Source organism: Proteus sp. Marseille-Q3619, assembly GCF_965283115.1.
On sequence record NZ_CBDIMP010000001.1, the window covers coordinates 1,480,530 to 1,503,298 of the forward strand.

Sequence of the window (22,769 nt, forward strand, 5' to 3'; positions counted from 1 at the left end):
TTATTTTTACTTTGGGTTTAATTAATTATTCGACTAGAGATAAGCCTTTAGGTAATAAATTACTAAATGATATACGACGATTTATTTCTTTAATGATACTGTTTATTTCTTCCTTGCTAAATTTATCAATATCAAGATTCATTCTTTCTTTTTTTATCCCTGCATCTCTCAATATTCCTGCCAAAAAAATTCTTTTTTCTTCATACATTTCATCGTGCTTATTTTTCATGTCATCAAGAAAAAAACCTAACTTCTCATTATTTCTTTTAAAGTAGATAGCGCGTAATTTAGCTATTGCATTTAATCCATCAATTCTATTTTTCAATGGAATATAAATAGCTCTATCTCCGCTTTCTGATGGATTCTGATACATAATAACCTCACTTAAAATGGTATTTCGTCACAATCAATTTCTAAATTTTCGCAGACAATAATAAATTCATGCGCAAAAGATTTTAATTCATCATGAATAAGGTCTACACATAAACCACTATTTTGTGCATTATTAACTGCATCTATTAATTGCTCGCGTAACATTTGTTTTTTAGTCTGTAATTCTTTTAACCCTTCCGCTATGCAATTATGTTTATGTATGTATCCAGATAATTCTTTTTTTAAAGAAACTGTCTCGTCACCTTTATCACTCAAATCAAACCCCATTCTTATTTTTGATGATTCAAAATTATCATTTTCATATTCTGGATTAGGAATAAAATTCAAACGAGCCACCTCAGCACCTTTATGATAAATGAATGCTTGTCCACAAAAAGAGGTATTAGGAATATCTATATTTTCATACTCAAGTATTGGGTTATTCACTCTTATTGTAACGCTTCCAAAATTAGTCTCTGACATAACTACCTCTCAATTAACTTAAAGCTGATATTAATAAATAACCCATAAATAAAATAAAGCTAACAATATAAATAGAATTGTTATTTTCATTTTTAAATGAATCACTGGATAATTTATATTTGTGTTGTTGAAGCTGTAATGAATTTAATTTCATTTTGAAATCTCACATAAATTATTTAAACAACGGAAATATTTCATCTGAATTATTTTTGACTTTTTCATTAAAAACAATCCATCTATATAAAGTGGTGTGTGATTCTGTAAATTCACTTTTACCTAATTTAGACACTTTCACAAAACCAAAAGGCTGAATAGAATTAAGTCTCTCAATTTCAGTAATTAGTTTCATTAGTAAAATTGGATCAATAATCACATCATCACCATGCAATAAACATGGAGTACAAACCCCTTTTACTAACTCTTTAATCTTCAACACTTCGGCTGATGTTCTCATTTTTTCTCACATCATTGATGGGCTAAGATTTGTTACTGCATCCACTGCACAGACGAACGCTGGGTTAGTATGTAATCTTGCGGATAATGTTATTCCTGCCAACGTTAAACAACGAATTGCTGTATTAACAGAGCGTTTAAAATCAGCGACTCGCGCATTATTTAAATTACCGCCCGATACTGTATTTGTTGCTAACTTTCCAACCTCACCGACTGCCGTTAATAAATAAGCGGGCACATTAGAATCACTCATTTCATTAACTGGCACTGACGGCTGACATTGCATTTGTTCTAACACACCATCAAGAATGGATGCATCTTCGGTTGCATCAGTCAGCTTCATTAAATCAATGCACGTTAATTGGTGCGGTTGTTCAGGGTTTAACTTGTTACGCAACATTTGGGCGTTCATGCCGATGCTTTCAGCAATTTGTACAAGATCCCCTTTATGGGTATTTGCGAAAGCACGGCATGCATTATCAAAGTGCGCTTGTTTGGAAACCTGATAATCAAACATGGTGTTTATTCTCAAAATGCGAAAGACTGACTACGCTTCTAGTGAAATATTGGCTTTAGATAAGGCTTCAACAGTTAAAGCTGCCAAATTAATAAATACTGTAGATTGCTTTAGGTCTTTGCTTTTAGCTCTTACAGGTAAACGACCATCGGCAATCATATTTTTTACTGTATTTCTAGATAATCCAGAGCGCTTAACATACTCTTCAATCGTTATATATGGCTCTGGGATTGTGATTGTAATATTTGGTCTCATAGGGCAAAATCTCCGCATTATGTCTATTTGTATCTATTTGTCTCTATTTGGTTCCCCACGAACTGAGAGTGAAGATACTTCGCGTGAGACGAATAGTCAACATTAAAAATACATATTTTTTGTCTAATGCGAAGTTTTGAGGATGCGAATGAATAGCTCATTTGATTTTGTATCATGTGAAAACACGGCTGAAATTCTTGATAGAATGATAGAAGCGTATGGTTTTACTAATAAAATAATGCTGGCAACACATTTCAATATGGGAGCAAGTAGCCTCAGCGGAAGATATAAACGAAATATTTTCCCTGCGGACATGGTAGTTAGATGTATGTATGAAACTGGGGTAGATTTAGAGTGGTTAGTATTTGGTAAAGGTAAACCTTTTGACCAAGAAAAATTAGATATTTTAAAAATTCCTAATTTTCGATTGAAAAGTGGTGCTCTATTATCTGCTGACATAATAATGATTGATAAAGTAATATTCCCTACTACATCGCAACTTCCTCAAGACCCCATTTCAATTCAAATTGATAATGACTATTTCATCATTAATAAAAAATTCAATGATATTTTTGATGGCAAATGGCTTGTTGAAATTGATGGGAAAAAGAGCATCCGAGAATTAACTAGAATGCCAGGACAAAGAGTTAGGGTGTCTGGGATTGGTATGGCATTTGACTGTGAACTAAATGCTTTAACAGTGTTAGGTAGTGTTATAAAAGAAATAAAGGATTATTAATATGAAAAATATTTTATTAGGTTTAGTTATTTTCTCATCAGCATCTTACTCCTTTGCAATGACTGAAAATTGCACAATAGCTAGTACTATGTTTGAAGACTCTGGTTTAATTATGTCTGACGGCATATCAATGGCTATTAATGATGGAGAGAAATTAAAAAATTCCACCGTTACTTATGATGAATTTTCAATTTGGTTTAATAAAATCTACCCTAAAAAACAAGCTAACTTTCTTAATAAGTACAATCAATATAAAACTAATGACAGCAATAATCCTATATATCTAGGCTTTGTTTCTATTATTGAAGTAGATAATTTCACAGTATCTCTAAATAACTACATGAAAAATAAGCAAGATAATGATTTCAAATCAATGTTAGATGCTAAATCACGTATTGAAAATGCATACAATAAATTAGCAGAAGATTGCGGTAAGAAGTATGAGCGTTAAGAAATTACCTAATGGGCAATGGCGCTTAGATTTTTATCCTGAAGGTAAGAAAAATGATAATGCAAAACGTATACGTAAGACTTTCACGACCAAAGGTGAAGCCTTAAATTATGAGCGCTATATTTTAGATAATACTAATAATCAGCCTTGGCTTGGTGAAAAAGAGGATAATCGTAAATTAAGTGAGCTAATTAACACTTGGTATAGTTTACATGGTGTCACCATTGATGATGGTGATAAAAGAAAATCTTCCATGTTATATGCAACTGATTGTATGGGTTCCCCTTTAGCACGCGAATTCTCTGCTAAATTATTTTCCTCATATAGAGAAAAACGAATTTCAGGAAAACTTAGGCGTACTGAACGGATAGAAAAAGTTTCACCCAGAACAATGAATCTTGAATTGGCTTACTTTAAAGCTATGTTCAATGAATTAACACGTCTTGGTGAGTGGAAAAATGAAAACCCGTTAGAATCTATCCGTCCATTTAAAACAGAAGAATCTGAAATGAGTTTTTTAACTCATGATGAAATAAGGTTATTGCTAAAAGAATGTGAACTCAGTTCTAACCCACACTTATTAACAATTGTAAAAATCTGTCTATCAACAGGTGCACGGTGGTCAGAAGCTGAATCATTAAGAAGCTCGAATATAAGCAAATATCGCATTACTTATACAAACACAAAAGGTAACCGCAATCGTACTGTTCCTATTGATGAACCCCTTTATAATGAAATATTCGCCAATAGAACAAGTGGTACCCTCTTTACATCCTGTTACTCTGCCTTTAGAAGTGCTCTAAAAAGAACAAAAATAATATTACCTGACGGTCAATTATCTCATGTATTAAGACACACTTTTGCTTCTCATTTTATGATGAACGGTGGAAATATTTTAGTATTACAAAGAATACTTGGTCATACTGATATAAAAATGACCATGCGATATTCTCATTTTGCACCAGATCATTTAGACGAAGCCGTCAAATTAAATCCACTATCACAGATAGCAAAAGATAATGGTTAAATTGCCCCATTTTTGCCCCATCAGCTAATCACAGGTTGGCTCTATTTGGCTCTATTTGATTCTTAACATATTGATTTTAATATAACTCATTGATTATATTACATGTATCAAATTACTCATAATCGCTTGGTCACTGGTTCAAGTCCAGTAGGGGCCACCAAATTCTATTAAAATTATTTGCTCTCAAACATTTCCTGAATTTTATCTATCCATGTTGTAATTTCGCTTATTCCTCCTGTCGCGAAAAGAACACTAAAATCAATAAATTTTTCCCCCGATTTATTAGCAGCTCCAGCTAGAAACTCTTTCAGTAATGTTTTAAATTCAATCGAATTTTTATCAGGTATTGCTTTTTTCACTTTTTCAACTAACTCTTTACGCTCATCATCTGAGAAAAAATCTTCAAGTAAATCTATGAATGACTCCTGTGATATCTTAACTATTTCACTATTAAATGAATTATCTGCGAAATGCCCTAAGGATTTTAATTTTCCTTGAATTCCTTGTTTAACATATAAGTCTTCAATAACCATGATTATTTTTGCTGAAGCCCCCTGTTTACTCTCACCTTGTAATTTCGCTCTATGTAACAATGCAAAAAATTCACCTTTAATATAATTATCAGCATCATCATTGAGCAGAAATTGTAATTTAGCTTTATGTTTTATTGATTTAACTCTAGCTTCTGTAATTTTTAACTTTATACTTAGTTCATAATTTTTATCATTTTTTAAATCATCACAATATTGCATCAATAAATGCATAACTAATGTATCAATATCACTCTTATTTAAACTACCAAATCCACCATTTAGATAATATTTTAAAAATGTATCTACGAAACCATCTTTATCTTTTATATTCAGTTCACTCATACTATCCTCGTTTAATCTAAAATAAATATTTTAACTATAGAGCAAAATTTCCAATAGATTGCCTAATCTTTAATTAATTAGAACAAGCTCAAAGAAATAAAAAATTTCCAAAAAAATTAATTAGATAGTCTCTTATTTTATTGCAATAATATTCTCACAATTCAAATCTTGTCTTATATAATTACTATTATGGTCATTCGTCCTAATCAACACTGGTTCTTTCGGTTATTTGATTGGCATGGTTCTGTGCTTTCAAAAATAATCTTTCGTTTATGCCTTAATGTTATTATGTCAATTATCGCTATTTTGATTTATCAATGGTATGAACAATTAGGAATACACTTAACAGTTGCTCCTTTTAGTTTACTCGGTATTGCCATCGCAATATTTCTTGGTTTCAGAAATAATGCAAGCTATAGCAGGCTTGTGGAAGCCAGAACCCTATGGGGTAATATGTTAATTACTCATCGTAATATATTAAGAAATATAAAAGCATTATTACCTGAAGATAAACAATTTAATCGAGATTTTTCTAATTTATTAATTGCTTTTAGTTGGAGCTTAAAACACGAGCTAAGAAAAACAGATCCAATGGTTGATCTTTACCGCCTATTACCTCGAACTTTATTTAATGAAATAATGAATAGCCCTTATCCCACTAATCGTATTTTATTACATATCGGTTTAAAAATAGGTGAATTGAGAGATAACAAGGTGATAAGTGACGTTATTTTTCAATCAATTAATAAAGATATTAATAATTTATCTGATGTACTCGGAGGTTGCGAACGGATCTCAAATACCCCAGTTCCATTTGCTTATACTTTGATATTGCAACGTACTGTTTATTTATTTTGTACATTATTACCTTTTGCTTTGGTAGCCGATCTCCATTATATGACACCGTTTGTATCAGTTTTTATCTCTTATACTTTTTTATCTTGGGATTCATTAGCTGAAGAATTAGAAGATCCTTTTGGTGTATCTGCAAATGACTTACCCTTAAATGCCCTTTGTAATACGATTGAAAGAAACTTAATTGTATTCTAGCTAAGTGAAATGCATCTAATCCAAACATAATGCCCCACCTAGTATAAATCTATTTGTCATAAATTTATTCATTTCTATTTTCCTATTTTTATTTTTCTCAAATAAATTATTCTTAATTTTTAATTATTAATACCAATTACCTTTATTCCATTTTTGGAAAATTAAAAATAAAAGTATTTAATTTATATTTATATATTATTCATATAATCATCTTTATCTTTTCTAATAAAAATAGAAATAATAATCAATTTTATATATTTAAATATATATCGATAATAAATTTGCACCACATTGATTAACAAGTACATTTTAAAAAATGTAGAGTTGCAGAGTGTATATTCACTAACGTGTTAATATTTTTAACCAGCCTATAACAGTTAGTCAAATAAATTGATTTTATTGAGCGATAGATATGCTCTATCACGCCTTAAAATATAGCGATAAAGCACTATTTAGAATGTTAGCTTCGTTGACAAATAAGACACATTGTTTTAACTTTTTAAACAACAGAAAATTCGTATGTTTATATAACTTCAGGATTACATACTTATTAACCATTAATGTTGATAAATTTAAATATATTCTTTAATTTAGACATCAATATATATTTAATTATATAACCATTTTAATTTTCATATTCACCTGCCAATATTTTTATAAACAAATATTATTATTACGTTTTAGGAATGTATATATGAGTAAAAATAAATTGCCTATTCCTGGAGTAAAACCGTATAACGGACCCGCTGGAGGATGGGGAGCATTAAAAGCAACGGCAATCGCGGTACGCACTCAAATGGATGCATTTATTGCACCTAAAACATTGCTTAATACCAATCAACCTGATGGCTTTGATTGCCCAGGTTGTGCATGGCCTGATAAAGAGCACCACTCAACTTTTCAATTTTGTGAAAATGGTGCCAAAGCCGTAACTTGGGAAGCAACCAAAAAAAGAGTCACACCTGAATTTCTAGCTCAGAATACGGTCACAGAATTACTGAAAAAATCAGACTTTGAACTTGAAGGTTACGGTCGTTTAACCCACCCACTTTCTTACGATCCTATTACTGATACACTTATTTCTGTCTCTTGGGATCATGCATTTAGTCGTATTGGTGAACTATTAAGAGAAATTCCTTCACCAGATAGTGTGGAATTTTATACATCAGGTAGAGCCTCAAATGAAGCGGCCTATTTATTTCAGCTTTTTGCTAGAGAATATGGCACTAACAATTTTCCTGACTGTTCAAATATGTGCCACGAACCCACTAGCGTAGGATTGCCGCAATCCATTGGCATCGGTAAAGGTACAGTTTCTTTGGATGACTTCGACAGTACACAATTAATTATTGCTATCGGCCATAATCCCGGCACCAACCACCCTAGAATGATGGGAACACTACATGAAGTGGCTCGCCGAGGTGTTCCCATTGTCGTCTTAAACCCATTAAAAGAACGTGCATTAGAGCGCTTTACAGATCCTCAAAACGTAATTGAGATGGTAACTTATAGCTCAACCAATATTGCATCATCTTACTATCAAGTTAAGGCGGGAGGTGATGCGGCGGCTTTAAAAGGCATAATGAAAACCTTATTAACATGGGATAATGAGCGTGGCGATATTCTTGATCATGATTTTATTGCAGAACACACTCAAGGATTTGAAGCCGTTATTGACGATCTAAATCAAACGACTTGGCAAGATATTGAAAGCGAAAGTGGACTATCACAAGATTCCCTTGAAAAGGTTGCGCGACTCTATGCGAATTCACCAGCCACCATCATTACTTATGGTATGGGTATTACCCAACATAATAAAGGAACCGCAAATGTTCGCTTAATTGCCGATTTATTATTAATGAAAGGCAATATCGGTAAAAAAGGAGCAGGAATATGCCCACTACGCGGACACTCTAATGTTCAAGGTAATCGAACTGTAGGGATCACTGAAAAACCCTCTACAGAATTTCTGCAAAAAATAGAACAAACCTTCGGTTTCAAACCACCTTATAAACATGGTCATGATGCTGTTAATGCCATGCAAGCAATGGTTGAAGGTAAAGCAAAAGCATTAATTTGCTTGGGTGGTAATTTTGCTGTGGCATTGCCTGATCCAGAGCTTTCCTTTTCAGCAATGCGAAAATTGGATCTCAGTGTTCATATTGGAACAAAACTAAATCGCTCTCATTTATTAACCGCTAAAAATACCTTTATTTTACCTTGTTTAGGTCGTACTGAATCCGATATACAAGCATTAGGACACCAATCAATCACCGTTGAAGATTCTATGTCGATGGTACATGCATCATCAGGTAAATTAACACCCGCATCTCCCTTGCTAAAATCAGAACCCGCTATTGTTGCTGAAATGGCTGCCACTACGTTATCTAATAGCAAAACGCCTTGGATGAGATTTACTGAAAGTTATGAACTTATTCGTGACATGATTGAAAAAACGATCCCAGGTTTTGATAACTATAATCAACGCATTCGAGTACCTGGTGGATTTCGTATGCCACTTCCTGCGGTGGATAGAGTATGGGATACCCCAACAGGCAAAGCGATGTTTTCTGTTTTTGACGGAGTTAACGAGAATGAACCTGTCGCTGGAGAAGATATATTACGCCTAGTCACTATACGTAGTCATGACCAATATAATACAACAATTTATGCATTAGATGACCGCTATCGTGGTATTTTCGGTAGACGTGATGTGCTCTTTATGAGTGAGGTTGATTTAATCGCAAGAGGTTTAAAAGAAGGCGATAAAGTGACTATTGAAACCGTAAGTCAAAATAGAAAGCTACAGCTTAATGATATTACTGTTGTTTCATTTAGTATTGCACCGGGTACTGTTGCAGCTTATTACCCTGAAGCTAATGTTCTTATTCCACTGGACTATATTGATAAAGAAAGTGGAACACCTTCATATAAAGCGACCCCCGTTAGAATTTACGCTCAAAAAATGCAAGTTGCCTAATGTTTTAATTCAACTAAAAAATAAAAAGCTGGGTCTATTTTTAGGCTCAGCTTTTATTTTTATCTACAAACTCATATCAACTAAATAATTACGCATTTCAGTAAAGCATTTTTCAATAAGTATTGAGCGAGGCTCTTCTCGCCGAATAATAATACCAAGAGGAGAATTTATTGTGGCATCAGCAATAGGAACAACATCAAGATGTTGACTTAGTTTTTCTATTCCTTTTGAAAGAGGAACGATAGAGGCACAAAATCCTGCATCGACTGATTGCATAAGATGAAGTGTAGAACTACTTTCAACTAATACTTTTGGGTGCAAATTATAGCGCTGGAATGCCAGATCAACCGATTGTCTAAAATGATTTTCTTTATTAAGTAGTGCCAATGGCAATTTAACAGCTTCATCCCATGAAATCGTTTTTGCCGAAGGCATAAAGTGATTACGATGAAATAAAAGCCCCAATGCTGTTTGCTTTAACGCATAAATTTCATGTTGTTGAGCATTCGCTTTCTCTAAATAACAGATACCAATATCAAGACTATTGCTATTAAGGCAATCGATGATCTTCTCACTATTACTAGACATAACTTGAAAGCGAATTTCAGGAAAAACAGATGATATTTTCTGCAACATTTGCATCGAATTCAAATTGGTTAATGGCACAATACCTATACGCAATTGACCCAATAACTGTTGCCGAAAACTAGCTGCTTCTGCTTGTAATCCATCATAAGCAGATTCCATTGTTTTCGCCCATTTTAAAATTTTCTCGCCTTCTTCCGTGAATCCTTCAAAACGAGAACTTCGCTTAATAAGCACTACATCAAGCTCTTTTTCTAAATTACGTAATCGCATAGATAAAGTGGGTTGCGTAACATGACACATTTCAGCCGCTTGACCAAAATGTTGAGTTTTATCTAATGCAATTAAATAAAATAACTGTTTTATGTCGATATGCGATAACCTCGTGATAAGCAGGTGAATAGAAAAAGTCTTCTTTTTATATTATAAGATAAACGATACGCGTAGTTCTGTTTATCTACCAGCCTTTTATCAATGAGATAATAAGAAGAAAAGAGCAAAAGTATTTTAAATAATAAAGCTCACTTGAGTTTTACACTCAGAGTGAGCTTGTTTTGAATACAATATTAACAGACTAACTTAACGGATTAATATTGTTCTTTAATTTGAAAGACTGAAACTTTATCCGTTAAGTTTTGTGCTTTCTCATCTAAGATCATTGTTGATGTTGCACCTTGTTCAACCAAGGCCGCATTTTGCTGTACAACAGAATCCATTTGGTTAATTGCGACAGCAATTTGTTCGATCCCGACTTTTTGCTCTTCTGATGCAATACTAATGCCCTGCATAATATCGCTGACTTTAGTAATAGAAGAGACTATCTCTTGCATATGCTCACCCGTTTTATTAACTAACTCACGGCCATGAGCCACATCAGCAACGGATTCTCTGATAATTTGATTAATTTCACGCGCAGCATCTGCACTTCTTGCTGCTAAATTTCTCACTTCTGTTGCAACAACAGTAAATCCACGGCCTTGCTCACCTGCACGCGCCGCTTCAACGGCTGCGTTTAATGCCAGAATATTGGTTTGGCTTGCTATGTTATTAACCACATCATTGATTTCAGCAACTTTTAATGTTCCTACCTCAATTTTCTTCATTGAGTTAATCGCATCATTCATAATGTTAGAACCATCAATCGCTAAATCGCGTGTTTCTGCGGTAATGGAGTTTGCTAAAATCGCATTATCCGTATTATTCACTACTGCGATTTTTATCTCTTCCATACTTGCTGCTGTTTGTTGTAAAGCACTTGCTTGCTCCTCAGTACGAGAAGAGAGATCTTGGTTGCCAGAAGCAATTTCTGCCGAACCTTTTTTGATCTCTAGCGCTTCTTCTTTAACAAGTTGAATAGTCGATGTTAGCGAAGTTTGCATATCCCCTACATTAGAGAACAAAGTTCCAAACTCATCATTTCGTTTCTTAGGTAGAGTGAAACTTAAATCTCCCTCCCCCACTTTTTGTAAAATCGAAGACAATGTATTGAGATTGAAGATAAAAGTTTTGTTTATCCAACGAATAACCGTATAAAGCAGAGAAAGGATAATGGCTAACGCAATAATCGAGGTATAAATAGAAAGATGAACCATCCAAGCTTGCTGTGTTTTAATATCATCATTCACAGCTTTAGTGATCATAAGATATTCATCAAAGAGATCAGATAAACGATTAAAGTCACCAGAGAGGTTTGATTCTGTGTAATCTAGCGTATCGATAGGTGCAATAAGTTCATCTAGAAGATAATAGAATAACACTGATAGTTGTTCTGAATTACGTTGAGCGTCAGGACTTATCTTCTTCACGCCTACCCAATGTGCGATAGTCGCTTTTGATTTTGTCGCCAACTCTTTCGCTTCAGCAACAAGTGATTTAATTGTTTCTTGCTTATTCTCATCCGTCATTGTTTTCAACAACATTAGGTAGTTGACGTGAGAACGAATGGTCGCTAATTCATACCTTGCTTCTTGAACACTATTCAATCTGGTATTCAAAGAATCCAATGATGCGAAGTTCTCTTGCATTCTATAAATAAAAAATGACGACAATACAGATGATAATAAGAAAATGGCTAATAATATGATAGAACCTACTTTAGCTGATCTTTCAATACTCATGAAATAATCCACCCCGGTAATAAAGTGATACAAATGTACTCATTTATCGGCACGAAATAGATTTTATTTACTTATTAATCAGAATTATCGATACAAACACTTATTACAGTTTTCAATCAATGATTACGACTAGTTTTTTATACTGATATTCATATTTTAACTTTGATAATATATCACAATGAAATAATATTTTAGTGTTATTAATAAGTTAAAAATAAAACAGCGCACTTCAATACAATAATTCAAAGTGAGCTGTTTTAATCGTTATTACATCGATTCCTCAATCTGAAATACCGCTACATTATCCATCAATACCTGCGCTTTTTCGTCTAACATCATCGTTGAAGATGCGCCTTGATCCACTAAAGAGGCGTTTTGTTGCACAACCGTATCCATCTGATTAATCGCCACCGCAATTTGTTCAATACCAATCCGTTGCTCTTCAGAAGCGAGACTTATCCCTTGCATAATATTATTTACTTTTGTAATTGAAGAAACGATCTCTTGCATATGTTTTCCCGTTTTATTAACGAGAGCGGTTCCTTCTGCGACATCTTTTATAGATGCTTTTAATATCTGGCTGATCTCTTTTGCAGCATCTGCACTTTTGGCTGCTAAATTTCTTACTTCAGCCGCAACAACGGTAAAACCTCGCCCTTGTTCCCCTGCTCTCGCCGCTTCTACTGCTGCATTTAGCGCTAAAATATTCGTTTGACTCGCAAGATTATTAATCACGTCGTTAATCTCACCCACTTTTAACGCGCCTTGCTCTATTTTTTTCATCGATGAGATAGCTTCTTTCATTACACTAGCACCATCTATAACGATGTCATTGGATTGATTAATAATCTCATTGGCTTCTTGAGTATTTTCGGTGTTATTGGCTACTGCGGTTTTAATCTCTTCCATACTGGCTGCGGTTTGTTGTAATGCACTAGCTTGCTCTTCAGTACGAGCAGAGAGCTCCTGATTACCTGATGCAATTTCAGAAGCCCCTCGTTTTATCTCTAACGTTTCTCTTTTTACGGTAAGAATGGTAGAAGTTAACGCTTTTTGCATATCACTCACATGTGAAAATAACTCACCAAATTCATCTTTTTTCATTTTAGGTAAATCGAAAACTAATTCCCCTTTACCAACTTTATTTAACACATTAGATAACGTATTAAGGTTATAAATAAAAGTTTTGTTTATCCAACGAATAACAAAGTATAAAATAACGGATAGAATTAATAAGGATATGAGAGTGGAATAAATAGAAAGCTGAACCATCGTATCTTGTCTATTTCTGAGCCCAACACTATTTTTGGCTTTAACAGAAACATAGTTATCAAATAAATTATTTAATCTATCAAAATCATTGGCAAACTCTGTATCCTTTATATGTATTGCTTCTGAGCCATTTGACGCAATCAAGAGTCTATCAATTAGGCTATAAAATAACTTTGCTATTTCATCTGCACTTTTTTGTGCTTCTACTGTGACTTTCTTTTCTTTTACCCATATATCCATTGCATGTTTAGCACTTACCGCAATTTTTTTGTTTTTCTCAATAATTTCAGCATCTTTAGCATTTGTTTCGGCGGTATCTTGTATCAGAAAATTCACATTAGAACGCATAATCGCTAATTGATAACGCGCCATCAAAACATCGGTGTAACGTGTCAATAATACTTCAACTTGAGTAAAATTATTTTTCATTTTATAGATGAAAAATGTAGATAATGCAGAGGATAAAATAAAAATTAATAACAGTAAAGATGTGCCTATTTTAGCACTTTGTTTAATACTCATAATAAAAATACCTATATGTACATATCGATAAACTTTATTTTTTATCGACGAAGTTATTTTTTTATTTAATTATCGTTGATACATATAAGTTAATAATTTTTATTTAAAAATTTTTATTCTATAAATAACCACTAATCATATTTTAAATAAATCACACTTTATTCTTATTTTATAAAATAATGCAACCAATAATGTTAATAATAAATACGCTATTTTTTATCAATCACGCATTACTTTATTGGGTAGCCAATATCTGCTGATGCTTTTCATCGATTACTCCTACACTCTATTATTCATAAAAGTATAAATAGTTTTATTTTCAATAAGTAACAACCGTACTATCTCATTTTGAGAACGATGATATAATATGCGCCATGACCTTAAAAAACTCTGATGATTTACGGAGCTTAACTTTTTATGCAACCTCAGTTTGAAAACTCAAAAAACACCGTAAAAACATTATCAGTGTTTGATTTTGATGGCACGCTAACCTATCACGACAGTTTTATTCCTTTTTTAAAGTTTGCTTTTGGTAAACGTAAATTTTCACGCCGTTTGATTAAGATGGTATTGCCCACATTACGTTGCTTTAGACGCAAACTCACTCGTGATGAATTAAAGGAAGTACTTATTAAAACCTTTTTAACCAACATTGATGAGAAATGGTTAAAAGAAAAAGCCGAAGCCTTCTGCCAACTTTACTGGGCTAAACTAATGCGCCCTACCGGTTTATTAGCCGTTGCTGAAGAGGTGAACAGTCACGCTGAAGTCACCATTTGTTCAGCATCACCAGCAATGGTATTACAACCCTTTGCTGATCGCTTAGGTATTAAATTAATTGGTACAACGCTCGAAGTTGTTGAAGGTGTATTAACGGGGAAAATTATTGGTAATAACTGTCGCTGTGGTGAAAAAATTAAGCGGTTAGAAAGTGTTTATGGGGATCTCACTCAATATCATTTAAGAGCTTGGGGTGATTCTCGTGGTGATCATGAACTGCTTTTTGCAGCGCAAGATCCTCATTGGCGCCACTTTCATACAGGTAAAAGTAAATCGAAAAAATCACCCATAAAGATAGAAACAAAAAAATAATCTTACCCACAAAATTGAGCACAAAAAAACCCTCGATTAACGAGGGTTTTTACTATGCACTATGTACTATATGTACTAATAGTGTAGAGATTAGATATTCACGCCGTGTTGTGATGCTAATGCACCTAAACCACCCGCAAAACCTTGACCTACAGCTTTAAATTTCCACTCTGTACCATGGCGATATAACTCACCAAAGATCATTGCAGTTTCTGTAGATGCATCTTCAGAAAGATCAAAGCGTGCAATTTCAGTATTATTGTCGTTATTGAAAACGCGCATAAAACTGTTGCTCACCATACCGAAGTTTTGTTTACGATTCTCAGCATCATAAATAGTGACTGCGAATACCAATTTTTTCACTTCAGCAGGGACTTTTGATAGGGTGATTTTTACTTGCTCATCATCACCATCGCCTTCCCCAGTACGGTTATCTCCTTGGTGTTCAACGCTTCCACATTGACTCACTTTGTTATTAAAGAAGATAAAACTTGCGTCTGAAAGTACTTTTCCATCTTCACCTACCATGAACACTGACGCATCTAAATCGAACTCTGCGCCATCAGTCACGCGGGCATCCCATCCTAGACCAACCATAGCAACCGACATTGTTGGTGCTTCTTTAGTCAGAGAAACATTACCGCCTTTAACAAGGGAAACTGCCATATCAAAGCTCCTACTTTATTGAATAAACTGGCAATCACATCTTATGACTGCCAGCGGTTAGTGTCTTATAAATCCACTATCAAGAGGCATTAATACCGTATTGAGCACAAACTGAACCTAAACCACCCGCATAACCTTGACCAACAGCGCGGAATTTCCACTCCGAGTTATGGCGATATAGCTCACCAAATAACATTGCTGTTTCTGTTGATGCATCTTCCGTTAAGTCATAACGAGCAACTTCAATTTGGTTGTCATCATTGACTAAACGAATAAATGCACCTGATACTTGGCCAAAGCTTTGGCGACGAGCTTGTGCATCATGGATAGTCACAACGAAGATAACCTTATCGACATCATTTGGGATCATGTCTAATTTGATTTTCAGCGCTTCATCATCACCATCGCCTTCACCAGTACGGTTGTCACCCGTGTGAACAACAGAGCCATCAGCAGATCTTAAGTTGTTATAAAAAATGAAATCGGCATCGCTACGTACTTTTCCATTAGCCGCTAACAGAAATACAGATGCATCTAAGTCAAAATCTTGACCATCTGTAGAACGGGCATCCCAACCAAGTCCGACAAGGACGTTTTTCATCGTTGGGGCTGCTTTGCTCAGAGAGACATTACCACCTTTAGAAAGAGAAACGCTCATTTTTTAACCTCTTTAATTTAGTTTTTGATATTCTGATTTCTCAAGAATACTAATTATTCTGACTTACCTTCATTATCCTTTTTCTCTGGGAATAAGAAACTTGCAATAATACCCAGAGCAAGAACACCAAGCACAACAAATAGGCTGGTTGTCGCGGAGATGCTGTATCCATGTTGCCAAATATGATCTGTTGCATTTAGACCCAGTTTTACAGCAATAAAGAACAACAACACAATAACCGCTTTTTCAAGGTAAACGAGATACTGTTTTAACGCTTCTAACACGAAGTAAAGCGTACGTAAGCCTAAAATTGCGAACATCATTGCACTATATACAATTAAAGGTTCACGGCTTACTGCGATAATAGCGGGAACCGAGTCGAAAGCAAACATCACATCAGAAAGCTCTACGACTGCCACACACAGCATCAGTGGCGTTGCATATAGCGCAGCTTTTGTACCACGACCGATAGTAATATCTTTGTTTTCAGGTTTCGCTAACTCTACATCAACTTCTTTTTGTGTTAGTAAGAATGCATGTCCAGTGATTTTTGGCCATATAGGGAAAAATCGTTTTACTAAGCGATAAGCTAGATGCTGCGAATAGTCTTCAATTTCTTCACTATCATCACCGCTTTTCAGCATCATAACTGCCGTCCAAGCCACGATTAAGGCAAATACTATCTCAACATATGGTCCTAAACTTAACAGTCCTGTACCTATGGCAACAAAGATCCCACGGAAAACAATAGCACCGATGATACCCCAATAAAGAACGCGGTGACGGAAGCGATCAGGCACTGCAAACCAAGAGAAAATCGCCATCATGACAAACAAGTTATCAACCGAAAGCACTTTCTCTAGCGCATAACCTGTTACGAATAAGCTCGCAACCTCTGCACCATGGTGAATATAAAGGAATCCTGCGAATGCCATTGCAATAGCAACCCAGAATATAGACCAAAATATGGCATTCTTTAATGTTATCGGCTTATCTGAGCGATGCATAAATAAGTCGATAAAAATAGCGCCAATCGCAAGTACAACAAAGACAATGACAGTTTCTGTCGGAAAACCAATATGTGTGGATACCATAATAATTCCTAAACGGTTCCCTATATTAAATTAATTACAAACCAAATTCTGCGGGCTCAAAGCCTAATGCAATGGCAATAGCGCGCACAGCTTCTTTTTCATCATTGTCAAAATCACCATCACTTTTCGCAACAGCAATACCGACACGAATAGCTAATTGCGCAGCTTCTGGCTGATCTTTCATTGCCAGAATATACTTCATGGTTTCGCCTTTACCGACTTCAGTATCGAATTCGAAACTCAGGATTAGCTTATTAAAGAATTCGATAACTTCAGAAGTATCAAAAACTTTAAGTTCATCCGATGCTTTTAAAAAACCGAGCATCTTCTGTTTTTCTTCAGAACTCACTCCACCGCTGGCAATGGCAATACGTGCGCAAACAGCAACAGTGCCTTGCATAAATTTTTTGTTTTTAAAGCGACCAACTTGCTTTGCTAACTCAGAGCGACCTGAATTAAAACCATCTTTTAATTTGTTAAAAAAACTCATGCTATTTTTCCTTATATCAACTTGATCACTTAGAACCCGCTGTCCAGCGAAATCCCCACCCGTAGGCATTATCCATATCACGGTGACCTTTAAAAAACTCATTGAGACGTTCAACTTTTATCGAACCATTCTCATTAACGAGTCGTGCAATCGCACACATATTGCGACCATTATTACCGTCAGTTAAACGGGTTTCGATAGGAGGTTGTTCTGGTACATGAATGGTGACAACACCATCTGTTTTGCTCCAATTCGGTACACCTTCATAAATAAACGCGAAAATCAGCACTTGCTTGATATTTTTCCATTCACGTCCATTCACAAAGATCCATTCACCACCAGCAACATCGCCAGTACGATCATCGCCTTGCAATTCAACATAAGGAATACGATTGAAATCACCAAACCCGTTTCCTAATGCTTGAATAACGGACTTATGTCCTTGCTGAAGTTCAACAAAAGCACCGATATCTAAATCGATACCTTTATTGCCACCGAACAATCCACCTAATAACCCAGAACCCCCACTTTTGCTTTCACGATGCCAATCAAGGTTGATCCGAATTTTACCGAAGTCATCTTTCTTCGTTAGGCTAATTGCCGGTTTTTCTTTAGTTAAAGAAACCTTACTTAAGTTCACCGAACTTGGCGCTGGCGCCGGTGCTGGTGCTGGTGCTGGTGCAGAGTCTGCAATATCAACACCAAAATGTTCAGCTAATGGCTTTAAACCACCGTTAAATCCTTGAGCGATAAAACGGAACTTCCAACTACCATTACGAAGATACAATTCACCTAAAATTAATGCCGCTTCAGGGCGGCCGTTAATATCAACATTACCGTTCGCCACAACTTCGTTATTAGCATCAACTTGAATTGATAATCGTTGTAAATTTGCGATAGTTTGTTGACCTTCACAAGTCGCCGTAAACGCAATTTTTTCAACATCTGGACGTAAACGCGTTAGATCCACCGTGAAAGATGTGCTGTTTCCTGCTGTCGCATAAATAACGGTGCGATCATCATTAGCTGTCTGTCCATAAAACACCATATCGGTGTCGCCATTCACTTTACCTGACGCATAAAGTCTAAAAGCAGACACATCAACTGGTGCACCTGATTGAATTCTAATGATTAATGTTTGATTAGGAACAGGTACGTTCCCACCTGGAGTCATATTCATTTATCGCACCACCGTAGCCACAATATCAGGCATCATGTCATTAATAACACGGCCTTTACAAGGCGCACCAAACGCAGTGAAATCCCATTGACCATGATTACGTTGTAAAGAAGCAATCACGATACCTGTATGAGAGCCTTGCTCTGTTAAGGTATAACGCACCAGCTCTTTATTCGTTGTTTTATCAACAACTCGGCAGAATGCGTTTTCAACTTCATTAAATGTTTGTCCACGGAAACTATTTACTGTAAATACCAAGTATTCAACATTTGTTGGTAAACGGTTTAAATCAACGAAAATTGTTTCATCATCGCCATCACCGTCACCCGTTAAGTTATCACCAGAGTGAATAACCGACTGACAACTTGATTTTAATTTTCTAAACCAAATGGTATCGATTTGATTACCACTTGCGTCAAGTAATACGCAACTTGCATCTAAATCGATAGAACCACCACCACCAAAAAGACCGCCTAATAATCCTTTTTTCTTAATCGGATCCCAGCCCAAACCAAACATTAAGTGACTCAGTGTAGGTACTTGTTTACTGAGAGAAACTGTTTGATTCTTGCTTAATGAAACCATAATTAAATTCCTTCAGAGGTAGAGTGAAACAATAACGCCATTTGTGATTAATTCCATATCATGAAAATCATCATATCATGATGAAGTACACGAGCAAGACTATTTTTCTCACTTAAACTTAAAGTTTTGTCAATTTATTGATATTAATGATATTTTTATTGTAAAAAAATGTTAAAAACACAAGAAAATCATAATAATAACTTGCTAAACAATCTAATTTAAAAATCAACTCAAATAAATCATATTATGATTGACACAGTTCTTCGAAATCTTCATGATTATAGGCATTGAACCCTACACTTTTATTTCACGGTATACAGAGTAATGAATAACACAATTTGGTTTATGGAAGGTTTATCATCACAACGCGATATAATTCAAAGTGTTAAAGACTTTGCAAAACAGCAGCACCAAGAGATCTTTGTGCTAGCATCTCATCGTCATACACGAAATGAGATTTTATCGCTTGCTGATGGGGCTTTTTATGAACCTCTTGAAGAGACATTACGCTTACAATTTATCGATGATGTTGTGAGACAGCATCAAGTCAGTGCCATTCACACCGGTCGTAATAGCGCATGGTTTGAATTACACCGCCAAGAAATTGAGTCATTTGGGGTAAAATTAACAACTGGGGCCACACAACTTGAACAGCTTCAGTTAGCTGATAATAAAGTTGCATTTGCACAAGCGATGGAACAATGTGGGCTTCCAGCAGTACCTTCTATTTACATTGAATCTATCGATGAATTAGAAACGCATATAAAAGAGCCTCCTTTTGGCGAAATACCTTTATGCATTAAACCTGTAAAAGGGATTTATGGTATGGGTTTTTGGCGCTTTGATAATCAAGTTTCACCGATAGCACTGTTTAATCACCCAGAAAATCGTCAAGTCAATCCTCAACAATATCTTGATGCATTAAAGGCGGTTGAACATTTTGAACCTTTAGTCTTAATGCCTTATTTGCCTGGCCCTGAATACTCTGTTGATATGGTGGTTGAACAAGGTGATGTTATTGCAGCTGTAGCTCGACGCAAAGAGGGTGCAATACAACATCTAGAAATCTCAGGCGAGGCTTATGAATTAGGTAAAGCGTGCGCAACGGCGATGAAAGCCGATGGTCTTGTGAATGTGCAAACTCGAAATAATCATCAAGGCCGCCCACTCTTACTTGAAATTAATATGCGCCCCTCTGGTGGTATTGGTTATACCCAACATTGTGGAATTAATCTTGCAGGTATTTTTGCTTTACGCCAATTAGGATTAATAACTATTGAAGAAGCTGAAGCCCAAAATAACCATTTTACACCAACAAAAATACGCTCAATCACCGATTCTATTGTTTTCAATTCAGCGTTAACAAACTTAATCAGTACGGATAATAATTAATAATGGAAAATAGTATGAGTGACTCATCCGTTTATCGTCGCCTTCTTTCTTGTGGCACATTAAGTGTGACGCCAAATTGTTCTATTGAGTTACTTGATGAATTATTTGATATTGCAGAAAGACGCAATCCTAAGCGTGCATTTCTATTTGTCAGTAAAGTATTAGGTCGTCATATTCCTGTTTCACCGAAAAAAATGCGTGAAACCTACCAAAAACTTGCCCGTCAATTTCCTGACTCACTTGAAGGTCCTGTACTGTTTATTGGTATGGCAGAAACTGCGGTGGGTTTAGGTGCTGGCATTTTTGATGAAGTGAGAAATCGCTATCAACAAGCCATTTATTTAACATCAACACGTCATCCTGTTGATAAAGGTGAGTTACTGTGTGAATTTAAAGAAAATCACAGCCACGCGACTGATCACTTACTCTATTTACCTACAACAGCAGAGCAACGCCAGTGGGTACAAAAAGCAAAAACCGTTGTATTAATTGATGATGAAGCGACTACGGGTAATACCTTTATCAACCTGCTTTCAGCACTACGTGAAGAAGGTGGATTAATCCATATTGAGCAGGTTATAGCAGTAACCTTAACCGATTGGAGTGGCGATTCTATCGCTGAGCGCTCCCCATTACCGATTAAAACCCTCTCTTTAGTTCAAGGAAAGTGGCAATGGGATGCCGATCCAAATGCGCCTTTACCTATTATGCCTAATGTTAATATCACTGCATCAGGGCAAGTTGCTATCACTGGTAAACAGAGCTGGGGTCGATTAGGGATGACAATACCCGCAAGCGATCTGGGTTTATCCATTAATGCTTCTTTAGGTGAAAAAATCCTTGTTTTAGGATCGGGAGAATTTGTTTGGGAGCCGTTTTTATTAGCTGAACGTCTTGAAAAACAAGGTGCTATCGTAAAATATAGTTCGACAACGCGTTCACCTATTTCAACTAATTTTGCCATTCAATCAACGATCACATTTACTGATAATTATGGTTTAGGTATTCCTAACTTCGTCTATAACGTGGCGCATCAACAATTTGATCGCATTTTGCTTTGTTGTGAAACACCAGCTGAAAGCATTGATAGCCAACTGATTGAAGCCCTCAATAAAGTTGCACCTATTGTTGAGGTAATTAGTTATGACTAAGCCCGTTATTTTAACTGATCTCGATGACACACTATTTCAAACACGTCGTAAGATGGTGGATGAATTAGCACTAGAACCCTATAAGACTGGCGCGCTAGATAGAAGCTTAGAACCCCGTAGCTTTATGACTCAAGAGCAGGCCATGCTTGTAGATTGGATGTTAGAGCACGCGGATTTAATTCCTGTTACTGCTCGTGGAACAGAAGAGATTAGCCGAGTCACCATTCCTTTTCATTCTTGGGCGATTACTACACATGGTGCGGTGATATTAACGCCAGAAGGCAATGCTGATACACAATGGCAAAACCACATCACTCAGAGCTTAGCACCATATACACAGCGTTTATTGACTCTGCAACAATCAATCACGCAATTAATGGCGGAACGAAATATTGATGGTTGGGCGCGAATTAACTATGAATACGGTGATTTGCCTATTTATTTAGTCATGAAGCATAACGATAGCACCCGATTAGACGAGCTATACACCATAGGTGATGAGATAGAAAAAACATTCTCAACTGAAGGTTTTTATATTCATCGTAACAGCAACAATATTGCTTGGTTACCTGAGCCTATCGAAAAAGGCAAAGCTGCCACCTATTTGCTCAATAAATTAAAAGCTAAGCGTGGTGTTTTTCCTGTGATTGGACTCGGTGACAGCCTAAGTGATCATCGCTTTATGAAATTATGTAGTTGGTATGGACTTCCTCGTCAAAGCCAATTTGCGGATGTGATCAACACAAAAATTTTTGGAGAATAA

At 35.6% G+C, this 22,769-nt stretch carries 23 protein-coding genes and 1 pseudogene; 9 read left to right on the plus strand and 15 right to left on the minus strand.

Translation table 11 applies throughout. The features are described 5' to 3' along the window. Positions 1–25: 25 nt before the first annotated feature. The 5 genes from ACWPWK_RS06735 to ACWPWK_RS06755 form a co-directional block, all read right to left on the minus strand. On the minus strand, positions 26–373 hold the full coding sequence (locus ACWPWK_RS06735; RefSeq protein ID WP_109373026.1) for a DUF5347 family protein: 348 nt from the start codon (positions 371–373) through the stop codon (positions 26–28). Between the two features lie 11 nt (positions 374–384). Next, on the minus strand, positions 385–855 hold the full coding sequence (locus ACWPWK_RS06740; protein WP_109373025.1) for a hypothetical protein: 471 nt from the start codon (positions 853–855) through the stop codon (positions 385–387). Positions 856–1,027: 172 nt separating this feature from the next. Further along, the gene (locus ACWPWK_RS06745) at positions 1,028–1,309 is read right to left on the minus strand and encodes a hypothetical protein (RefSeq protein ID WP_109373024.1); all 282 of its coding nucleotides are present in this window, start codon (positions 1,307–1,309) and stop codon (positions 1,028–1,030) included. A 6-nt stretch (positions 1,310–1,315) separates the two neighbouring features. Next, positions 1,316–1,825, minus strand: coding sequence for a phage regulatory CII family protein (locus ACWPWK_RS06750; protein WP_109373023.1), 510 nt, complete (start codon positions 1,823–1,825; stop codon positions 1,316–1,318). 30 nt (positions 1,826–1,855) lie between these two features. Beyond that, on the minus strand, positions 1,856–2,080 hold the full coding sequence (locus tag ACWPWK_RS06755; RefSeq protein WP_109373022.1) for a regulator: 225 nt from the start codon (positions 2,078–2,080) through the stop codon (positions 1,856–1,858). A 148-nt stretch (positions 2,081–2,228) separates the two neighbouring features. Between ACWPWK_RS06755 and ACWPWK_RS06760 the strand changes: the two genes are divergently transcribed. From ACWPWK_RS06760 to ACWPWK_RS06770, 3 genes are read left to right on the plus strand one after another with little or no spacing between them, the layout of a single operon-like run. Next, positions 2,229–2,819 (plus strand): phage repressor protein CI, encoded by a 591-nt coding sequence (locus ACWPWK_RS06760; RefSeq protein ID WP_109373021.1) that lies wholly within the window; start codon positions 2,229–2,231, stop codon positions 2,817–2,819. Position 2,820: 1 nt separating this feature from the next. Next, the gene (locus ACWPWK_RS06765; RefSeq protein WP_109373020.1) at positions 2,821–3,270 is read left to right on the plus strand and encodes a hypothetical protein; all 450 of its coding nucleotides are present in this window, start codon (positions 2,821–2,823) and stop codon (positions 3,268–3,270) included. After that, the gene (locus tag ACWPWK_RS06770) at positions 3,260–4,297 is read left to right on the plus strand and encodes a phage integrase (protein ID WP_109373019.1); all 1,038 of its coding nucleotides are present in this window, start codon (positions 3,260–3,262) and stop codon (positions 4,295–4,297) included. Before ACWPWK_RS06765 ends, ACWPWK_RS06770 begins: the two co-directional genes overlap by 11 nt. Positions 4,298–4,470: 173 nt before the next feature. On the opposite strand, the gene ACWPWK_RS06775 is transcribed toward ACWPWK_RS06770, so the two are convergent. Next, on the minus strand, positions 4,471–5,172 hold the full coding sequence (locus tag ACWPWK_RS06775) for a hypothetical protein (protein WP_109373018.1): 702 nt from the start codon (positions 5,170–5,172) through the stop codon (positions 4,471–4,473). Between the two features lie 189 nt (positions 5,173–5,361). Here ACWPWK_RS06775 and ACWPWK_RS06780 point away from each other — a divergent pair. Beyond that, a pseudogene (locus ACWPWK_RS06780) lies at positions 5,362–6,213 on the plus strand (bestrophin family protein); the annotation flags it as partial. A 703-nt stretch (positions 6,214–6,916) separates the two neighbouring features. Further along, on the plus strand, positions 6,917–9,202 hold the full coding sequence (locus ACWPWK_RS06785) for an FdhF/YdeP family oxidoreductase (RefSeq protein WP_109373016.1): 2,286 nt from the start codon (positions 6,917–6,919) through the stop codon (positions 9,200–9,202). A gap of 63 nt (positions 9,203–9,265) precedes the next feature. On the opposite strand, the gene ACWPWK_RS06790 is transcribed toward ACWPWK_RS06785, so the two are convergent. From ACWPWK_RS06790 to ACWPWK_RS06800, 3 genes are all read right to left on the minus strand, one after another. Continuing rightward, entirely contained in the window at positions 9,266–10,159 is an 894-nt protein-coding gene (locus tag ACWPWK_RS06790; RefSeq protein ID WP_198795410.1) for a LysR family transcriptional regulator, read from the minus strand. A 215-nt stretch (positions 10,160–10,374) separates the two neighbouring features. Next, positions 10,375–11,904 (minus strand): methyl-accepting chemotaxis protein, encoded by a 1,530-nt coding sequence (locus ACWPWK_RS06795; RefSeq protein ID WP_109373014.1) that lies wholly within the window; start codon positions 11,902–11,904, stop codon positions 10,375–10,377. Positions 11,905–12,171: 267 nt separating this feature from the next. Continuing rightward, positions 12,172–13,698, minus strand: a complete 1,527-nt coding sequence (locus tag ACWPWK_RS06800) for a methyl-accepting chemotaxis protein (RefSeq protein ID WP_109373013.1) — start codon at positions 13,696–13,698, stop codon at positions 12,172–12,174. A 417-nt stretch (positions 13,699–14,115) separates the two neighbouring features. Between ACWPWK_RS06800 and ACWPWK_RS06805 the strand changes: the two genes are divergently transcribed. Next, on the plus strand, positions 14,116–14,790 hold the full coding sequence (locus tag ACWPWK_RS06805) for an HAD family hydrolase (protein ID WP_109373012.1): 675 nt from the start codon (positions 14,116–14,118) through the stop codon (positions 14,788–14,790). Positions 14,791–14,880: 90 nt separating this feature from the next. On the opposite strand, the gene ACWPWK_RS06810 is transcribed toward ACWPWK_RS06805, so the two are convergent. The 6 genes from ACWPWK_RS06810 to ACWPWK_RS06835 form a co-directional block, all read right to left on the minus strand. Continuing rightward, entirely contained in the window at positions 14,881–15,456 is a 576-nt protein-coding gene (locus tag ACWPWK_RS06810) for a TerD family protein (protein WP_109373011.1), read from the minus strand. A 79-nt stretch (positions 15,457–15,535) separates the two neighbouring features. Then, positions 15,536–16,114 (minus strand): TerD family protein, encoded by a 579-nt coding sequence (locus ACWPWK_RS06815; protein WP_100158820.1) that lies wholly within the window; start codon positions 16,112–16,114, stop codon positions 15,536–15,538. A 53-nt stretch (positions 16,115–16,167) separates the two neighbouring features. After that, a complete protein-coding gene (locus ACWPWK_RS06820; protein ID WP_109373010.1) occupies positions 16,168–17,208 on the minus strand; it encodes a TerC/Alx family metal homeostasis membrane protein in 1,041 nt (346 codons plus the stop codon). Positions 17,209–17,242: 34 nt separating this feature from the next. Beyond that, positions 17,243–17,698: a tellurite resistance TerB family protein gene (locus tag ACWPWK_RS06825; protein ID WP_109373009.1), complete on the minus strand. Its 456-nt coding sequence runs from the start codon at positions 17,696–17,698 to the stop codon at positions 17,243–17,245. Positions 17,699–17,723: 25 nt separating this feature from the next. Further along, entirely contained in the window at positions 17,724–18,878 is a 1,155-nt protein-coding gene (locus tag ACWPWK_RS06830; protein ID WP_109373008.1) for a TerD family protein, read from the minus strand. Then, complete coding sequence (locus tag ACWPWK_RS06835) at positions 18,879–19,463, minus strand: TerD family protein (protein WP_109373007.1); 585 nt, start codon at positions 19,461–19,463, stop codon at positions 18,879–18,881. Positions 19,464–19,787: 324 nt separating this feature from the next. Between ACWPWK_RS06835 and ACWPWK_RS06840 the strand changes: the two genes are divergently transcribed. The 3 genes from ACWPWK_RS06840 to ACWPWK_RS06850 are packed head-to-tail and all read left to right on the plus strand — an operon-like array spanning position 19,788 to position 22,769. After that, positions 19,788–20,855 (plus strand): ATP-grasp domain-containing protein, encoded by a 1,068-nt coding sequence (locus ACWPWK_RS06840; protein ID WP_109373006.1) that lies wholly within the window; start codon positions 19,788–19,790, stop codon positions 20,853–20,855. Between the two features lie 14 nt (positions 20,856–20,869). Continuing rightward, the gene (locus ACWPWK_RS06845) at positions 20,870–22,006 is read left to right on the plus strand and encodes a phosphoribosyltransferase domain-containing protein (RefSeq protein ID WP_196564179.1); all 1,137 of its coding nucleotides are present in this window, start codon (positions 20,870–20,872) and stop codon (positions 22,004–22,006) included. After that, complete coding sequence (locus tag ACWPWK_RS06850) at positions 21,999–22,769, plus strand: HAD family hydrolase (RefSeq protein ID WP_109373004.1); 771 nt, start codon at positions 21,999–22,001, stop codon at positions 22,767–22,769. The genes ACWPWK_RS06845 and ACWPWK_RS06850 overlap by 8 nt, the downstream gene beginning before the upstream one ends.

What these genes read in the sequence shown, in the direction of transcription:
- ACWPWK_RS06840 (WP_109373006.1), top strand. Translation starts at nt 19,788, where the DNA reads ATGAATAACACAATTTGGTTTATGGAAGGTTTATCATCACAACGCGAT.
- ACWPWK_RS06785 (WP_109373016.1), top strand. Translation starts at nt 6,917, where the DNA reads ATGAGTAAAAATAAATTGCCTATTCCTGGAGTAAAACCGTATAACGGA.
- ACWPWK_RS06805 (WP_109373012.1), top strand. Translation starts at nt 14,116, where the DNA reads ATGCAACCTCAGTTTGAAAACTCAAAAAACACCGTAAAAACATTATCA.
- ACWPWK_RS06735 (WP_109373026.1), bottom strand. Translation starts at nt 373, where the DNA reads ATGTATCAGAATCCATCAGAAAGCGGAGATAGAGCTATTTATATTCCA.
- ACWPWK_RS06765 (WP_109373020.1), top strand. Translation starts at nt 2,821, where the DNA reads ATGAAAAATATTTTATTAGGTTTAGTTATTTTCTCATCAGCATCTTAC.
- ACWPWK_RS06755 (WP_109373022.1), bottom strand. Translation starts at nt 2,080, where the DNA reads ATGAGACCAAATATTACAATCACAATCCCAGAGCCATATATAACGATT.
- ACWPWK_RS06760 (WP_109373021.1), top strand. Translation starts at nt 2,229, where the DNA reads ATGAATAGCTCATTTGATTTTGTATCATGTGAAAACACGGCTGAAATT.
- ACWPWK_RS06825 (WP_109373009.1), bottom strand. Translation starts at nt 17,698, where the DNA reads ATGAGTTTTTTTAACAAATTAAAAGATGGTTTTAATTCAGGTCGCTCT.
- ACWPWK_RS06800 (WP_109373013.1), bottom strand. Translation starts at nt 13,698, where the DNA reads ATGAGTATTAAACAAAGTGCTAAAATAGGCACATCTTTACTGTTATTA.
- ACWPWK_RS06795 (WP_109373014.1), bottom strand. Translation starts at nt 11,904, where the DNA reads ATGAGTATTGAAAGATCAGCTAAAGTAGGTTCTATCATATTATTAGCC.
- ACWPWK_RS06850 (WP_109373004.1), top strand. Translation starts at nt 21,999, where the DNA reads ATGACTAAGCCCGTTATTTTAACTGATCTCGATGACACACTATTTCAA.
- ACWPWK_RS06815 (WP_100158820.1), bottom strand. Translation starts at nt 16,114, where the DNA reads ATGAGCGTTTCTCTTTCTAAAGGTGGTAATGTCTCTCTGAGCAAAGCA.
- ACWPWK_RS06830 (WP_109373008.1), bottom strand. Translation starts at nt 18,878, where the DNA reads ATGAATATGACTCCAGGTGGGAACGTACCTGTTCCTAATCAAACATTA.
- ACWPWK_RS06835 (WP_109373007.1), bottom strand. Translation starts at nt 19,463, where the DNA reads ATGGTTTCATTAAGCAAGAATCAAACAGTTTCTCTCAGTAAACAAGTA.
- ACWPWK_RS06745 (WP_109373024.1), bottom strand. Translation starts at nt 1,309, where the DNA reads ATGAGAACATCAGCCGAAGTGTTGAAGATTAAAGAGTTAGTAAAAGGG.
- ACWPWK_RS06820 (WP_109373010.1), bottom strand. Translation starts at nt 17,208, where the DNA reads ATGGTATCCACACATATTGGTTTTCCGACAGAAACTGTCATTGTCTTT.
- ACWPWK_RS06740 (WP_109373025.1), bottom strand. Translation starts at nt 855, where the DNA reads ATGTCAGAGACTAATTTTGGAAGCGTTACAATAAGAGTGAATAACCCA.
- ACWPWK_RS06845 (WP_196564179.1), top strand. Translation starts at nt 20,870, where the DNA reads ATGAGTGACTCATCCGTTTATCGTCGCCTTCTTTCTTGTGGCACATTA.
- ACWPWK_RS06775 (WP_109373018.1), bottom strand. Translation starts at nt 5,172, where the DNA reads ATGAGTGAACTGAATATAAAAGATAAAGATGGTTTCGTAGATACATTT.
- ACWPWK_RS06750 (WP_109373023.1), bottom strand. Translation starts at nt 1,825, where the DNA reads ATGTTTGATTATCAGGTTTCCAAACAAGCGCACTTTGATAATGCATGC.
- ACWPWK_RS06810 (WP_109373011.1), bottom strand. Translation starts at nt 15,456, where the DNA reads ATGGCAGTTTCCCTTGTTAAAGGCGGTAATGTTTCTCTGACTAAAGAA.
- ACWPWK_RS06770 (WP_109373019.1), top strand. Translation starts at nt 3,260, where the DNA reads ATGAGCGTTAAGAAATTACCTAATGGGCAATGGCGCTTAGATTTTTAT.